The sequence below is a fragment of the Novimethylophilus kurashikiensis genome, assembly GCF_003112435.1.
Lineage (GTDB): Bacteria > Pseudomonadota > Gammaproteobacteria > Burkholderiales > Methylophilaceae > Novimethylophilus > Novimethylophilus kurashikiensis.
The window spans coordinates 1-14,522 of record NZ_BDOQ01000019.1 but is presented as its reverse complement, the minus strand read 5'-3'; the positions used below and the strand labels follow the sequence as shown (position 1 = coordinate 14,522).

16 protein-coding genes and 1 tRNA gene are annotated in these 14,522 nt (G+C 57.4%); 5 read left to right on the top strand and 12 right to left on the bottom strand.

What is annotated here, in order from left to right:
* The first annotated feature begins 49 nt into the window (after positions 1-49).
* A complete protein-coding gene (gene ada / locus NMK_RS15250; RefSeq protein WP_109016631.1) occupies positions 50-1,156 on the top strand; it encodes a bifunctional DNA-binding transcriptional regulator/O6-methylguanine-DNA methyltransferase Ada in 1,107 nt (368 codons plus the stop codon).
* A gap of 18 nt (positions 1,157-1,174) precedes the next feature.
* On the opposite strand, the gene NMK_RS15245 is transcribed toward ada, so the two are convergent.
* The 5 genes from NMK_RS15245 to NMK_RS15225 all read right to left on the bottom strand — a co-directional run bounded on the left by NMK_RS15245 (position 1,175) and on the right by NMK_RS15225 (position 5,195).
* Positions 1,175-1,432, bottom strand: a complete 258-nt coding sequence (locus tag NMK_RS15245) for a MoaD/ThiS family protein (RefSeq protein WP_109016630.1) — start codon at positions 1,430-1,432, stop codon at positions 1,175-1,177.
* A 12-nt stretch (positions 1,433-1,444) separates the two neighbouring features.
* The gene (locus NMK_RS15240) at positions 1,445-2,575 is read right to left on the bottom strand and encodes a beta propeller repeat protein (protein WP_109016629.1); all 1,131 of its coding nucleotides are present in this window, start codon (positions 2,573-2,575) and stop codon (positions 1,445-1,447) included.
* A gap of 378 nt (positions 2,576-2,953) precedes the next feature.
* Positions 2,954-3,961 (bottom strand): NADP-dependent oxidoreductase, encoded by a 1,008-nt coding sequence (locus NMK_RS15235; RefSeq protein ID WP_109016628.1) that lies wholly within the window; start codon positions 3,959-3,961, stop codon positions 2,954-2,956.
* On the bottom strand, positions 3,958-4,374 hold the full coding sequence (locus tag NMK_RS15230; protein ID WP_109016627.1) for a hypothetical protein: 417 nt from the start codon (positions 4,372-4,374) through the stop codon (positions 3,958-3,960). The genes NMK_RS15235 and NMK_RS15230 overlap by 4 nt, the downstream gene beginning before the upstream one ends.
* A gap of 2 nt (positions 4,375-4,376) precedes the next feature.
* Positions 4,377-5,195 carry an oxidoreductase gene (locus NMK_RS15225; protein WP_109016867.1) on the bottom strand — a complete coding sequence of 273 codons (819 nt, stop codon included), beginning with the start codon at positions 5,193-5,195 and terminating at the stop codon, positions 4,377-4,379.
* Between the two features lie 104 nt (positions 5,196-5,299).
* Between NMK_RS15225 and NMK_RS15220 the strand changes: the two genes are divergently transcribed.
* The gene (locus tag NMK_RS15220; protein WP_109016626.1) at positions 5,300-5,788 is read left to right on the top strand and encodes a winged helix-turn-helix transcriptional regulator; all 489 of its coding nucleotides are present in this window, start codon (positions 5,300-5,302) and stop codon (positions 5,786-5,788) included.
* Between the two features lie 238 nt (positions 5,789-6,026).
* Here NMK_RS15220 and NMK_RS15215 read toward each other — a convergent pair.
* Positions 6,027-6,103: transfer RNA gene (locus tag NMK_RS15215), tRNA-Arg, on the bottom strand.
* A 141-nt stretch (positions 6,104-6,244) separates the two neighbouring features.
* On the opposite strand from NMK_RS15215, the gene NMK_RS15210 reads away from it, so the two are divergent.
* Both NMK_RS15210 and NMK_RS15205 read left to right on the top strand, forming a co-directional pair.
* The gene (locus tag NMK_RS15210; RefSeq protein WP_109016625.1) at positions 6,245-6,790 is read left to right on the top strand and encodes a c-type cytochrome; all 546 of its coding nucleotides are present in this window, start codon (positions 6,245-6,247) and stop codon (positions 6,788-6,790) included.
* A 48-nt stretch (positions 6,791-6,838) separates the two neighbouring features.
* Positions 6,839-7,663, top strand: coding sequence for a symmetrical bis(5'-nucleosyl)-tetraphosphatase (locus NMK_RS15205; RefSeq protein WP_109016624.1), 825 nt, complete (start codon positions 6,839-6,841; stop codon positions 7,661-7,663).
* On the opposite strand, the gene NMK_RS15200 is transcribed toward NMK_RS15205, so the two are convergent.
* The 6 genes from NMK_RS15200 to NMK_RS15175 all read right to left on the bottom strand — a co-directional run bounded on the left by NMK_RS15200 (position 7,587) and on the right by NMK_RS15175 (position 11,400).
* On the bottom strand, positions 7,587-8,339 hold the full coding sequence (locus NMK_RS15200; RefSeq protein WP_109016623.1) for a lysophospholipid acyltransferase family protein: 753 nt from the start codon (positions 8,337-8,339) through the stop codon (positions 7,587-7,589). The two genes, NMK_RS15205 and NMK_RS15200, sit on opposite strands and share 77 nt — an antisense overlap.
* Before the next feature lie 63 nt (positions 8,340-8,402).
* Positions 8,403-8,858 (bottom strand): outer membrane lipoprotein, encoded by a 456-nt coding sequence (locus NMK_RS15195; RefSeq protein WP_109016622.1) that lies wholly within the window; start codon positions 8,856-8,858, stop codon positions 8,403-8,405.
* 11 nt (positions 8,859-8,869) lie between these two features.
* Positions 8,870-9,811, bottom strand: coding sequence for a carbohydrate kinase family protein (locus NMK_RS15190; protein WP_109016621.1), 942 nt, complete (start codon positions 9,809-9,811; stop codon positions 8,870-8,872).
* Between the two features lie 66 nt (positions 9,812-9,877).
* Positions 9,878-10,291, bottom strand: coding sequence for a protoporphyrinogen oxidase HemJ (gene hemJ / locus NMK_RS15185; RefSeq protein ID WP_109016620.1), 414 nt, complete (start codon positions 10,289-10,291; stop codon positions 9,878-9,880).
* 87 nt (positions 10,292-10,378) lie between these two features.
* Positions 10,379-10,906: a DinB family protein gene (locus NMK_RS15180; protein ID WP_109016619.1), complete on the bottom strand. Its 528-nt coding sequence runs from the start codon at positions 10,904-10,906 to the stop codon at positions 10,379-10,381.
* Positions 10,906-11,400 (bottom strand): TlpA disulfide reductase family protein, encoded by a 495-nt coding sequence (locus NMK_RS15175; protein WP_109016866.1) that lies wholly within the window; start codon positions 11,398-11,400, stop codon positions 10,906-10,908. Before NMK_RS15175 ends, NMK_RS15180 begins: the two co-directional genes overlap by 1 nt.
* Positions 11,401-11,645: 245 nt before the next feature.
* Here NMK_RS15175 and NMK_RS15170 point away from each other — a divergent pair.
* Positions 11,646-14,522: DUF3683 domain-containing protein (locus NMK_RS15170; protein WP_109016865.1), on the top strand; the 2,877-nt coding region annotated here is incomplete at its 3' end.

The window sequence follows — 14,522 nt, the reverse complement described above, 5'->3', positions numbered from 1 at the left end:
TCCCATGGCATAAATTGATTACCCATGACGTTGGGGATATGGTGCAGCAATGAAGCTTTCAAACAAATCGGCAGAAGCGGCGGCAGTCACAAGCAATGACCCGCGTTGGGCTCAGGTGCTCCTTCGCGACCCGTCTGCGGATGGCGCCTTTTACTATTCTGTCGCCACCACGGGCGTTTATTGCCGGCCTTCGTGCCGGGCACGGTTACCTAAACCTGAGCATGTCCGCTTTCACCTCACATCGGCCGAAGCCGAGCAGGCGGGGTTCCGTCCCTGCAAACGGTGCCGACCTGACCAACCGACATTGAAGCAACGACACGCAGCCTTGATCGCCAAGGTCTGTCGTTTTGTTAACGCGGCTGAAACACCGCCAGCATTGGATACCTTGGCTGGCATCGCGGAGATGAGCACCTACCATTTCCATCGCATATTCAAGCAGGTGACCGGCCTCACACCCAAGCGCTATGTGGCCGCCCAGCAAGCCGAACGCGTACGAAATGAACTGCGGCAACATCCGACAGTGACGGCAGCCATCTATGACGCGGGCTATAGCACGCAAAGCAGGTTCTACGAAAAATCGAATCGCGTGCTCGGCATGACGCCCTCGCGATTCCGGTCTGGAGGTGTCGATACGGACATTCGTTTCGCAGTAGGCGAGTGTTCTCTCGGTGCAATTCTGGTCGCTGTCAGCGATCGCGGCATCTGCGCCATTGCACTCGGGGACGATCCGGAAAAGCTCGTCCATGAATTGCAGGACCGGTTCCACAACGCGCATTTGGTAGGCAACGATCCGTCATTTGAGCATCTCGTCGCGCAAGTCGTCGGATTCGTCGAAACGCCTGGCCTCGGCCTGGATTTGCCCCTGGATGTGCGCGGCACCGCCTTCCAGCAACGGGTGTGGCAAGCCTTGCAGGAAATACCCGCAGGTTCGACGCTCAGCTATTCCGAACTGGCGCATCGCATTGGTGTACCGAAGGCGATTCGTGCAGTAGCGAGCGCCTGTGCCGCCAATATTCTGGCCGTGGCAATTCCATGCCACCGCGTGGTGCGAAGCGATGGCAGCGTTTCCGGTTATCGCTGGGGTGTGGATCGCAAACGTGCCTTGCTGTTGCGGGAATCTGTAACCAAGAATTCTGTAACTAAGAATAAAGCTTGATTCAGGTGACCCAGGCTTTTATCCGCCGCTCAAGGCCTGGACAATCACTACTTGATCATCGGGCTGTATCGGCAGCGACAAGTTTTCCGCCGATACACCATTGACGAAGACCCGGATGTGACGACGCACCTGTTGTTGCTCGTCGATCATGCGAAAGCGAATACCGGGATATTGCCGATCCAGTTCGTCCAGAACCTCACCCAGGGTCGCCCCTGAAGCATCGACCTGGCTTGCCCCGGTATATGACAGCAAAGCACTGGGGATAAGCACTTTCATCGCGCGGAATCCTTAGAGCACTATTGCTTCCACCGCGTAGATTTCCGGTAGATGCTGCGCAATGCACTCCCAGTATTGGCCTTCGTCCCGGCTCATCCAGAGCTCGCCGCTGGTCGTGCCGAAATAAAGCCCCACCGGGTCGTGGCTGTCGCTGCACATTGCTTGGCGTTTTACCGTCCACCATGCCTGCTCTTTCGGCATGCCTGCATCGCGACGCTGCCAGGTTGCGCCGCCGTCGTGCGTCGCATAAACCGCCGGCTTTCCCCCCGGACTGGTACGCGGCCATACCTGGGTGCCATCCATCGGGAACACCCAGGCCGTGTTGTCGTCGCGGGGATGCAGCGTCATCGTAAAGCCGATATCGCCGACTTCGCTGGGCATGTTCTTACCGATACGTACCCAAGTGTCGGACGGCCGGTCGAGGCGATAGATGCCGCAGTGATTTTGCTGGTAGAGGCGATCAGGGTTGCTGGGGCACAGGCGAATGCAGTGCGGATCGTGAAACATCGGGTTGGTGGCATCGAAACCGAAGCCCTCGACCACGTCCATGCCCGAAATCAGAACGCGCCACGTCTCGCCGCCGTCGAGCGACTCGTGCACGCCGCCGCCCGACATGCCGAAGTACAAATGCTTCGGGTTCCGCGGATCGACGATGATCGAATGCAGCTTGGGGCCGTCCGGCGTGCCGTCTTTCTCGCTGCCCATCCACTCGCGATATTTCAGATCGTCGTTGATGCTGGAAAACGCAGCCCACGTCCTGCCGCCATCGGCTGAGCGAAAGAGCCCTTGCGGCGAGGTGCCCGCGTACCAGACATCCGGCTCATTACCGTGCGCTGGCGTTAGCCAGAACGTGTGCTTGACCGAACGGCCGTTTTGCCCCTCGGGTGCCTGGGCAAATGCGGGCGGTTTCGCCGCCTCCTCCCAGGTCTGTCCCCAATTGGTAGAACGAAAAATGGTCGGCCCCAGATGCCCTGTACTGGCGGCAGCCAGCAACGTCGTGCGATCACGGGGATCAAGCACCAGATGATTGATGATATGCCCGAGAAAATGCGGGCCGTTGACCTTCCAAGCAGCCCGGTTCGAATCGGTTTGGAATATCCACGCACCCTTTCGCGTAGAAACCATCAGCGCAACGGTTGTCATTGCATTTTCCCTTTCGGCTGCTTTTAGCTGGAAATATGGCAGGTACTCAGGATAAGCCAATCTGTAGGCGCAGAAAATATCCTTAAAACTCTAGGGATTTACATACAGATAGGGATTATCTGGTCCACCAAGATCGAGGTGACCGCTATCGGCTACCAAAAGCGGACATACATTAAATCCAATGCTTACTCCAAGTAGGCTGGCATCACGGCTGCCTTTGGGTAAGGCTCGCGGATAGACAAATTAGCTAGTGCAGGGGCGGTAGCAAGAACAATATCTGTGTACCAAATCTAATTCACAGCTGCCGCTTTGCACTAGGATGATTTCTAGCAGCCAAGCACCAAAACTGCCGCCAATCTTAGGCCATTCCTGGGCGTTTCACGTATTTCCCATCTGCACAACGACCTTCCCCTTGGCCCTGCCTTTTTCAAGATACGCAAGTGCTTCTTTTGATTCATCGAACGGAAATACCTTATCGATCACAGGGAGGATGCGTCCCGTGCTAAGAAGCTCCCCTATTTCTGCTAACTGACGACCGTCTGGATGGACAAACAAGAATGAATATTCGACACCGCGTTTCATGGCTTTGCGTATGATCTTGCCACTCATCAGACCGAATACAAACTTCATGAAGAAGTTCATGCCTCTGGCACGAGCGAACGCAGCGTCCGGTGGTCCGATGAGTGAGACAACTCTGCTCCTGGGCTTCAAAATCCGCAGGGACTTCTCGATTGCATCGCCTCTGACAGTACCCAGTACAACATCGTAGTCCCGTAGCACATTCTCAAATTCCTGCTTCTTGTAATCGATCACCACATCTGCTCCGAGGCGTTGAACCAGCGCCACGTTATCTGTACTGGTGGTCGTCCCCACCTTTGCTCCGAGGTGTTTTGCAAGCTGAATTGCGAAGGTGCCAATGCCGCCAGAACCTGCGGGGATGAATACCTTTTGACCGGGTTTGATGCCTGCTCGCACTTTGAGCGCTTGCCACGACGTAAGCCCGACCATCGGGATCGAGGCCGCTTGCTCGAAGTCCAGGTTTTCCGGTTTGATCGCGGCAGCGCTCTCGGGCACGGCAGCAAATTCAGCGAGCGCTCCCGTACCCAGATCGAAGATACTGGCGAAAACGGAATCACCTGGCTTGAATCGCGTCACTCGACTTCCCACCTCCATCACGACACCTGCCAGATCGCTACCCATCGTGGCAGGTAGCTGAAATCGGAGGATGGGCTTGAATGTGCCTTTCGGGATCATGTAGTCGATAGGGTTTAAACCGGCAGCGTGGACTTGGACGAGAATTTCGTCCGGCTTGATCGTTGGCCGTAGAATGTCGGCGAATTCGATTTGGTCAGTGCGACCATAACGTTTCAAGATAAGTGCTTTCATCGTTTAATCCCCGGTTTCTTGTTAAATGTGACCGCATTTCTGCGTGCTCGTCCTACATACAGAAACGCCAGCGCAAGAGTTACTTCGATAAATACGGCAGCCAGAATGCCATGGCTGGCATGACCAGCCATCAGATCAAAAAACCCAAGGGCTGCGAGCGTCAAACATGCCGCCACAAAACCAGCAACCAAAGCTGAACGAGCTGGCGATGCCTCAGCGTTTCTTGCCGAGAAAAACATAACGCTGATTCCCGCATACAGTGCTGCCCCACGTCGGCCAACCAGTTCGACAGAAGATGAAAGTTCGACGCCCCAATTTGACAGCAAGAGATTGGGTGCAAACATCCAGATGAGCGCCAAAGCGAAAAAAATAAACGATGTCAGTATCGCGAGATTTCTGAAGTTGAGTTTCATAATCACGCATCGATCCCCAGATCTTTCCGAACCCCAGCATCAACCAGAAATGCGGGTGCAAATCTACGAAGGAATCGCAGGCGAGAGGCAAGACTACCGGCTGTGTATCTGATCTTTGGGTGAGTCGCCATAGCAGCTTTCAGCACGGTATTGGCCACGACGCTAGGATCGTCTCCGGCTTCGACCGCCTCTGCCACCCTCTTAGCCAATGCCATACGAACATCGCGATACTCATCAAGCATCAAGTCAGGTTCCAGTAGGTTCGATTCAAACCCCGTTCTGGTATATGCGGGCTGAATGATTGAAACCCGGATGCCACGCGTACGCAACTCATGGTCAATCGATTCGGAATATCCTTCAACCGCGTGCTTGGTTGCGGCGTAGAGCGCCATATACGGTGCTGGAAGGAAACCAAGCACGGACCCGATGTTAATGATGCGGCCGCTTCCTCGACGTCGCATATGGGGCACAACGGCACGCGTCATCCGTACGATCCCATAGAAGTTGGTGTCGAATATCAATTGAGCCTGTTTGATCGAAACCTCTTCCGCTCCGGCCGGACCAACGCTGAAGCCTGCATTGTTCACGAGCAGGTCGATACGGCCTTCCCGCCGTATCAGCTCCGCAACAGCGGCTTCTACGGATTCATCGCTGGTGACGTCAAGGGCCAACATCTCGTATGATCGCTGGCCCGCTTGGGCTCCGCGCCGGCTGGTGCCGTAGACCTTGTACCCAACTTTCGCAAGCCGCTCTGCTGTGGCTTCACCTATGCCTGAAGATGCGCCTGTCACCAATGCGACGCCCAAATTTCTTTTACTCATAATTAACTTCCCCATTTATGGTAGATTGCTCGTGATCGAAGTGTTACTATCAATTCGGAAGTAACAATACTACCAATTTGAGAGTTAGTCACTACTAAAATTGTATGAACACTGAAAATATTTGTAATGACCCTTGCCCCGTCGCACGCAGTTTGGCTTTGTTTGGCGATACATGGAGCATATTGATCCTTCGCGATGCACATGCTGGCCTCACGCGCTTTGACCAGTTTCGGAAAAGCCTGGGCATCGCCCCTGCGATATTGACTCGGCGGTTGGCTGCACTGACGGATGAGGGATTGCTTGAAAAGCGTCGCTATTCAGAGCACCCTCCACGTGAGGAGTATTTGCTGACCCCAGCCGGGCGAGACTTTCTGCCTGTGCTCTTTATGATTGGTGAGTGGGGGCGTGAACATCGGGGAGGAGGCAAGCTGGTACGCTTTCTAGACGCTGAAACAGGCACGGAAATCAAGGCGGTGGCCATAGATGAAGTCACGGGAGCCAGGATCGGGACTCGCCCAATCCGGATAGTCATGCCAGATAGTGAGGAAGACGACGATTCCTTCGAGCAAGAAATAAAATCTCGAACAGTCTAGTAGTCCCTCGCTCATCTGGTGGATCGCATCAGAAGAAAAGCGTCAACCTATGGCTGCGTCCTGATGTGATTCAAAGCGTTGTCTTGCCCTGATATTCATGCCACATCTTGCGGAATTCTCTGGCCTGCCCCCTCAAGGGGGACGCGTCAAATTTCACCGGACGAAATGCTCTGACATGTCAATTGACGATATGAAATGAAAAAAGCCGAATTCCTTATGGAATCGGCCTTTTTTGATTTGGCGCGCCCGACACGATTCGAACGTGCGACCCCTGCCTTCGGAGGGCAGTACTCTATCCAGCTGAGCTACGGGCGCGTGGGAAGACAGTGATTATACCGTAGAAGCGGTCGCAGGCGTTGGGCATCGGGTCATTGGCCTTGTGCGGCATGCCTTTTACGGCTTGGTTTGACCTTGTGGGTGATTGTATAATCAAGCTTTTTTGCAACGGAAATTATCATGAGCGATCACCACGGCAAGCCGCCGACCACCGTCGGCCAATTCATTATTGCAACCTTGGGCGGCTTGTTTGCACCGGGGTTGGTCATTTTCATGATCGTCAAGATGGTCATGGGTATCCAGAATGGCCATCCGCAAGATCAAGATGCGGCTGCCGCAGAAAAAACCGTTGTCGAACGCATCAAGCCGGTTGGTGAAGTGGCGCTGAAGGATGCGAGCGCCGGCCCGGCTGCTGCCAAGAGCGGTGAACAAGTGTTCAACGAAGTGTGTATCGCTTGCCACGGCACCGGCGCATTGGGCTCCCCCAAGTTCGGCGACAGCGGCGCTTGGGGTCCCCGTATTTCTCAAGGCTATGACACCCTGGTCAAGCATGCCCTCGCCGGCATTCGCGCCATGCCCGCCCGCGGCGGCAACCCTGACCTGAGCGACATCGAAGTCGCGGGTGCCGTGGCTTACATGGCCAACAAGGCCGGTGCCAATTTCAAGGCGCCGGAAGCCCCCAAGGCTGAAGCAGCCCCTGCCGCTGCCGAGCCTGCCAAGAAGTAATTCCCCTCGCGGCCGGACCCTTCCGGCCGCTTTTCCCCGCCAGTCCTTATGTCTACTTACGCCATCGGCGATCTTCAAGGCAGCTACTACTCTTTCATCAACTTGCTCGAGGCTTGCGGCTTCAACCCCAAGCGCGACAGATTGTGGCTGGTAGGCGACCTGATCAATCGCGGACCGCACTCGACGGCGGTATTGCGTTGGCTCAAGGAGCATTCGAGTTGTGTGACGACAGTGCTGGGCAACCACGACTTGCACGCATTGGCCGTACATGAAGGCTTTGCCGAGGTGCATCGAGGCGACACATTGGACGAGCTGCTGGCCGCGCCAGACCGCGACGCGCTGTTCGACTGGATACGCCTGCAAAGCCTGGCCTATGCCGAGGATGAATATCTGATTGTCCACGCCGGCTTGCTGCCGCAGTGGGATGCCAAGCAGGCGCGCGCGCTGGCTCAGGAAGTTGAAACCGCCCTGCGCGGCCCGGATTATCGCGAGTTTTTGGCCCACATGTACGGCAACCAGCCGGATCGTTGGGACGAATCATTGACCGGCATGAACCGCCTGCGCGTCATCACCAATGCCATGACGCGACTTAGGGTGTGCGCCCCCGACGGGCAGATGGAATTCCGCTTCAAGGGTGAGCCGAAAGATATCCCGGAGGGCTACCTGCCCTGGTTCGACATCAAAGACCGCAAGAGCAAGAAAGACACGCTGATTTTCGGCCACTGGTCGGCCTTGGGACTGGTGCTGCGCAAGCGCCTGATCGGCCTGGATACCGGCTGCTTGTGGGGCGAAAAGCTTACCGCCCTGCGGCTGGAAGACCGGAAGCTGTTCCAGGTGCCGCGCGCACCCCAAGACAAGCCGCCGAAGAAATAACCTTCTCGGCCTGCGCCGACAATTGCCGACGGCTCAGCCCCTGCGAAGGCAGCGGCGGCAAGAACTCCAGCACCGCATCGATCGACCTTCTTCCCAGAATCTCGCGCATGGATTGCGTCATCGAAATATCATCGGCATAAGCGATACCGGTATCCGGGCACCCATTTTTGCCGGGATAAGCGACCACCATGGGCCACACCGCTGTGCCGCTATCGACGGCCGATTGCAGCAGGCTGCTTTTAAACGGCCGCATGCACGTACCGTCGGTCGTCGTCCCCTCGGGAAACACGCACAAGCAATCGCCTTGCTGCAAGGCGCTCGTACCGGCATTGGAAATTCGCGAGGTGTCGCGGCGTCGGGCGCGTTCGATGAACAACGTGCCCACTTTCTCCGCCAACCAACCGACTAGGGGCCAGGTTCGCACTTCGGATTTTGAAATAAATCGTACCGGCTGCACTGCATTGATCAGCCAGATATCCAGCCAGGAAATGTGATTGGAGACGAAGAGAACGCCTGAGAGATTTTCAGTCGGCCGCTCGCCCTTGATTTGCAATCGAACGTTGAGAATCCGGAGAACCCGCCCAGACCACCAGCGAATGAGCCGCCGGCGCCGATCCGGGGAAAGACGAGGAAGCAATGTCGCGGCGATGGCCATCCCCAAAAAGAGATGCGCCATCAGTAGTCCGCCGCGCCAGAGCCTCCGTAATACGATCAAACCGAAAAACGATTCGAATGTTGCTTAGTGCGAAACGCGGGTATTGCCGCCGCCTTCCAACACGCGCACGCGGTCACCGGGGGAGAACTTCTCGTCGGAGGCTTCCTGCACGATAGCGATCATGGTGCCACTATCCAGTTTGACGGTGATCTCGATGCCGTCCTTGCGCGTCACGCCTTCTTCCAGCGCCGAACCTGCCAGACCGCCGGCAACGGCACCCACCACCGCGCCGATGATGCTGCCCTTGCCTTCGCCGATGGAGCTACCGGCGACGCCGCCTACGACAGCGCCGGCACCTGTGCCGACAGGGCTTTTGGTGCCTTCTAGCTTGACCAGACGGACACCTTCGACCACGCCCATTTTCACCGTCTGTACGCGGCGCGCTTCGTCGCGGCTATAGACGTCGCCCGAATTGCTGCTGGCGCAGCCGGCCACTGCGGTGGCCAACATGAGAGGAATGACGAGCGTACGAATGTTCATGCTGTTTCTCCTTAATCCAGCGTCAGCGTCTCGCCGAACGCCTGTTGATAGCGCCGGGCGATCTCTTCACGCCCCGGCTTGTGGTTCTGCCCCCCGCGGCTGGCGATCTTGATGGCGCCCATGACGGCAGCCAATCTACCCGTCTGTTGCCAGCTCCAATCGCGCGCAATACCGTAGAGCAAACCCGCACGATAAGCGTCGCCGCATCCCGTAGGATCGATCACGGCATCTGCTTCAACGCACGGGATTGCATGCTGTTGACCATCCGCGTAAATCACCGAACCCTTCGCACCCAGGGTGACGACCAGCGCCTTCACCTTGGAAGCCAGTTGCTCAACCGTTTGACCGGTTTTTTCCTGCATGAGTTGCGCCTCGTAGTCGTTGAGGGCGAGGTAATCGGCCATGCCGGTGAATTCCATCAGTTCCTCGCCGGTGAACATCGGCAAGCCCTGGCCCGGGTCGAACATGAAAGGAATGCCGGCTTCCTGGAACTCGCGTGCATGCAGGAACATCCCTTCGCGGCCGTCCGGCGCAATGATGCCGAGCTTGACGCCGTGGGTATCAGTGACGCGGTTTTCATGCGAAAAATTCATCGCGCCCGGGTGGAAGGCGGTGATCTGGTTGTCGTCCTTGTCGGTGGTGATGAACGCCTGCGCGGTGTAGCTGCCGGCGATCCCCCGAATATGCTTCATATCCATGCCGATCTGGTTGAGCCAGTTGGCATAGGCACCAAAATCGTCGCCCACTGTCGCCATAATCTGCGGCTTGCCGCCCAACAGATGAAGGTTGTAGGCGATGTTACCCGCCGTGCCGCCGAACTCGCGGCGCATGTCGGGCACCAGGAATGCGACGTTAAGGATATGAATCTTGTCCGGCAGGATGTGATTCTTGAACTGGTCCTGGAACACCATGATGGTGTCGTAAGCGAGCGAGCCGCAGATAAGGGTTTGCATGAATAGAGCCCGATATTATTGGTTAGTAACGGCAGGAAAGCCGGTTGAATGTAGCGTTATTATCGCTCAGAACGGTTTCACCACGACGAGAATCACCACCGCGAACAGGATCAGCACGGGGACTTCGTTGAAAAACCGGTACCACACGTGGCTGCGACGGTTGTTCCCCTGGGCGAAATCGCGCATCAGCTTGCCGCAATACAGGTGGTACCCGATCAATGCGAACACCAGGGTGAGCTTGGCATGCAGCCAGCCCCCCGCGATGCCGTAGCCCAGCCACAGCCACAGCCCGAACACCAGCGCCAGCACCGCCAATGGCGTCATGAATCGATACAGCTTGCGTTCCATCAGCGCGAGTCGCTCTGCCGCCTCGCTTCCACCGTCCACCATGGCATGATTGACGAACAGGCGCGGCAGGTAAAACAGTCCCGCGAACCAGCTGGTGACGAAAATGATGTGCAGGGCCTTGATCCAAAGCATGAGGAGTTATCCGGGAATCGGTTGAAACAAACGGTCTGGAAATATAAACCGAGGCGCCGAGCGAAACAGCGTCACGTATTAAGTAAGTCAGGCCTTGCGCAAGTGCTCCAGGTGTTCGCCCATTTCCTGGCGATACAGGTGGTACGCCATATCCGGGAAAGGTGCACCCAAGGCGCTAGCCGTAGCGGAAACATGACCGCGTTCGAGCGAAGCGTAGGTATAAAGATGCGTCAGGGCATCCCTGACCCAGATTTCGCGGACTTCCTGATTGACTGCGCGGCGATAGATCAGCTTGCTGTCGAAAAAGCTTTCCGGTTGTTGTTCCAGCCAACGCTGGAAATTGCGTACTTCCTGCCGCAACTGGTTCTTAAGGTCGCGCCATTCCAACCGGTTGCCCGGCACATAGCCCTCGTTGAAATTGACCCCCTGGATACGGGCCACCCACTTACGCCAGAAAAACAAAAAGTGATCGAGCGATCCGTGAATGCTGCCGTAGTAGAGCTTCTGCGGCGCCTGGCGGCGCTCGTCGTCGAGATGGTCGAGGGCGTCGAACAGCATATCGTTGGCCCAGTGCTGGTAATCGGCGAGGTACAAGAAATGCTGTTTGAATCCCATCAGGCGCTCCCCTTGAGTTTTTGGTCCAGCAGCGACTTCAGCGTAACGAAATTCACCTCGCCCATGACCCGCTGCACGATATGGCCTTGTTGGTCGATGATATAGGAGGTCGGCGTCACCTGCACGTCGCCGAAAGCCTTGGCGAGCGAGCCGTCCGCATCCAGCGCCACCGCGAACGGCAGCTTGTTCTTGTCGGCGAAGTGCAGCACGTGATCGGGCGGATCGTAATCCATGGCGACGGCGACGATTTCGAAGCCTTTGTCGTGATAGGCCTTATAGGTATCGGAGAGCTTGGGCATTTCCTGAACGCAACCCGGACAACTCGTCGCCCAGAAGTTCACCAGCACCATCTTGCCGCGCAACTGCTGCAACTCGATCTTTTGCCCGGTAATGGTCGTAAAAGCGACAGGCGGCGCTTCGTCCTTGCTCAACAACGTAAACGCCAAGCCGCCTAGGAGCAGCGCCAGTACCAAGGGGAAAACAATTTTCTTCAAGTTCAAGGCCACGTCTTTAACCTATTGCAATAAAAAAGAATTCTGTGGGTTTTCTCAGGGTTTGTCATCCCCGATTTTTTACGCCTGCATGGGGAACATCTCATATTAAAAACAGTCTGTTGCATTTCCGACTGATCTTGTCGGATTCCTTGATTGGCGTAAGGTTAAGCTAACGTAATCAAGGGGTTAATCGCTACTTGCTGCTGTGTTATACTACTAGATTGAGTCAACTACCTGTCATGTCCATGGCCACACGCCTGCGCGAAATCCCTTACAACTACACCTCGTTCTCCGACCGGGAAATTGTGATGCGTTTTCTCGGGAGCGAAGCGTGGGACATTCTCAACCAGTTACGTACCGAACGTAAAACTGGCCGCTCTGCCCGCATGCTGTTCGAAGTGCTGGGTGACCTGTGGGTTGTAACGCGCAACCCCTACTTGCAGGATGACCTCCTCTCCAATGCCAAGCGCCGCAACGCGCTGATTTCGGCCCTGCACCACCGTATTCGCGCCATCGACGAACGCGGCAACGACAACCCACGCGTGGTCAAGCTCATCGAAGCTGCCCGTAACGCCGTGGCCCGTTTCGAGGAAGAATTCCGCGAGATGGCCGCGCTGCGTCGTCGCGCCTTGTCGCGCCTTAGCCGTCTGACCCGCAAGGACAACATTCAGTTCGACGGCCTGGCACGCGTCTCGCACGTGACCGACGCCACCGACTGGCGCGTGGAATACCCGTTCGTGGTCATCAACCCCGACACCGAGGAAGAAATCGCTGCCCTGGTGCGCGCCTGTATCGAACTCGGCCTCACCGTGATTCCGCGCGGCGGCGGCACCGGCTATACCGGTGGCGCCGTACCGTTGACGCCTTATTCAGCCGTCATTAATACGGAAAAGCTCGACTCCTTGAGCCCCGTGCAGATGACTTCGCTACCCGGCGTGTTCGAACAAGTGCCGACCATCCGCTGCGGCGCAGGCGCTGTGACGCGCCGTGTCATGGAGGCCGCGACCGACGCCGGCTTCGAATTCGCCGTGGACCCGACTTCAGCCGACGCCTCCTGCATCGGCGGCAACGTCGCCATGAACGCGGGCGGCAAGAAGGCCGTGCTGTGGGGTACGGCGCTGGATAACCTCGCCTCATGGCGCATGGTGACGCCGGATGCCACCTGGATGACGGTGGAACGCCTGGAGCACAACCTGGGCAAAATTCACGACGCCGAGGTTGCCAAGTTCCGCATTTCGCGTTTTGCCGAGGACGGCAAGACGCCGCTGGGCGAACCGGAAATCCTGGTCATCCCCGGCCCGCACTTCCGTAAGGTCGGCCTGGGCAAGGACGTGACCGACAAGTTCCTCGCCGGCCTGCCCGGCATTCAGAAGGAAGGCTGCGACGGCCTCATCACCTCGGCCACCTTCATCCTGCACAAGATGCCCAAGCACGTGCGCACCATCTGCCTGGAGTTCTTCGGCAGCGTAGGCCTTGCCGTGCCGGCCATCGTGGAAATCAAGGATTACCTCGACCAGCATCCCAATGCGTTGCTGGCCGGCTTGGAGCATCTGGACGAGCGCTACCTCAAGGCCGTCGGCTACGCCACCAAGGCCAGCCGTCCTGAACGGCCCAAGATGGTGCTGATCGCCGATATCGCCAGCGACGACGAAAACGACGTGGGCGCAGCTGCATCGCACATCGTGCGCCTCGCCAACGCCCGCGGCGGCGAAGGCTTCATCGCCGTCTCGGCCGAAGCCCGCAAGAAATTCTGGCTGGACCGCGCCCGCACCGCCGCCATCGCCGCCCACACCAACGCCTTCAAGATCAACGAAGACGTGGTGATTCCGCTGGAGCGCCTGGGCGACTACTCGGACGGTATCGAGCGCATCAACATCGAGCTGTCGATCAAGAACAAGCTCAAGCTGCTGGACGCGCTTGAAGAATTCCTCAAGGGCGAACTGCCCCTGGTGGAAGACGAAGACACACAAACCGAGCCGGAAATGGTCGCCGCCAAGCGTGAGCAGGCCGGAGCGCTCATCGCCGAGACGCGAACCCGCTGGAACAAGATTCTGCAAAATCTCGACTCGCCGCTCCACGTCATGGAAGCGGCCGCCGAGGAAATCCTGGCGCGTTCGGGCCTGCCAGCAATCGCCAATATCTTCCGCGCCGTGCAGGACCATCACCTGCGCGTCTCCTGGAAGCGAGAAGTGCGCAAGGTGCTGCATCAGATTTTCGCCGGTCGCGCCTACGGGAAGATTCTCGAGCGCTGCGACGAAATCCATAAAACCGTGCTGAAAAGCCGCGTCTTCGTGGCATTGCACATGCACGCCGGCGACGGCAACGTGCACACCAACATCCCGGTCAATTCCGATGACTACGGCATGCTGCAAGAGGCCAACAACGCCGTGGCCCGTATCATGCAGCTGGCAACGGACCTGGGCGGCGTGATTTCGGGCGAGCACGGTATCGGCATCACCAAGCTGGAATTCCTCGACGAAAAGACCATCAACACCTTTGCCGAGTACAAGCAGAAGGTCGACCCGAATGGCCATTTCAACAAGGGCAAGCTGATGCACGGCGCAGACCTGCGCAATGCCTACACGCCAAGCTTCGGGTTGCTCGAGCAAGAATCCATCATCATGGAGCAGTCGGAAATCGGCGGTATCGCCGACTCCATCAAGGACTGCCTGCGCTGCGGCAAGTGCAAGCCGGTGTGTACCACCCATGTCCCGCGCGCCAACTTGCTCTACTCGCCGCGCAACAAGATCTTGGCCACCAGCCTGCTGATCGAGGCTTTCCTGTACGAGGAACAGACGCGTCGCGGGGTCTCGTTGCAACACTTCGACGAGTTCAACGACGTGGCGGACCATTGCACCGTCTGCCACCGCTGCGTGAACCCCTGCCCGGTGGACATCGACTTCGGCGACGTTTCCATCGCCATGCGCAATTTCCTGCGCAAGCAAGGCAAGAAGAACTTCAATCCGGGTACCTCGGCGTCGATGTTCTTCCTCAACGCCAAGGACCCGGCCACAGTCAAGCTGGTTCGCGCCGGCATGATCAAGTTCGGCTATGCCGCACAGCGCCTGGCGCACCAAACCGCTAAAAAGCTCGGCGTCATCGGCGGGTTCAAGCGCAAGCCG